This window comes from Rhizobium herbae, assembly GCF_019511375.1.
GTDB classification, from domain to species: Bacteria; Pseudomonadota; Alphaproteobacteria; order Rhizobiales; family Rhizobiaceae; genus Pararhizobium; species Pararhizobium herbae_A.
In genome coordinates, this window is record NZ_JAEUAO010000014.1 from 1 (window position 1) to 426 (window position 426).

General features: G+C 68.5%; 1 protein-coding gene. It reads left to right on the top strand.

The window, feature by feature from the left end:
* The coding region (locus tag JNB71_RS24245; RefSeq protein WP_220374316.1) for a DNA gyrase C-terminal beta-propeller domain-containing protein at positions 1-426 on the top strand (426 nt) is incomplete at both ends.

A 426-nucleotide genomic window follows, 5' to 3' on the forward strand; every position in this document is an offset into this window, starting at 1 on the left:
GCCCTGCAGGGCGCAGTGCGTGCGCGCAGCACCCAGCAGGTCGCGTTCCTCGACAGCGAAGGCCGCGCCTACTCGACGCCGGTGCATACCCTGCCCTCCGCGCGTGGCAATGGCGAACCGCTGACCGGCCGCTTCTCGCCGGCTCCCGGTACCAGCTTCGTGACCTTGGCCAGTGCCGAGCCGGATGCCCGCTTCGTGCTGGCCTCCAGTCATGGCTATGGCTTCGTCACCCGCTTCGAGAACCTGATCGGCCGCAACAAGGCCGGCAAGGCGATGCTGAACCTGTCGTCCGGCTCGTCGGTGCTCACCCCGTCGATGGTCGCCAACGTGGCCACCGACCGCATCGTGGCGGTGACCAGCTCCGGCAACCTGCTGGCGATCGCCGCCAACGACCTGCCGGAACTGGACAAGGGCAAGGGCAACAAG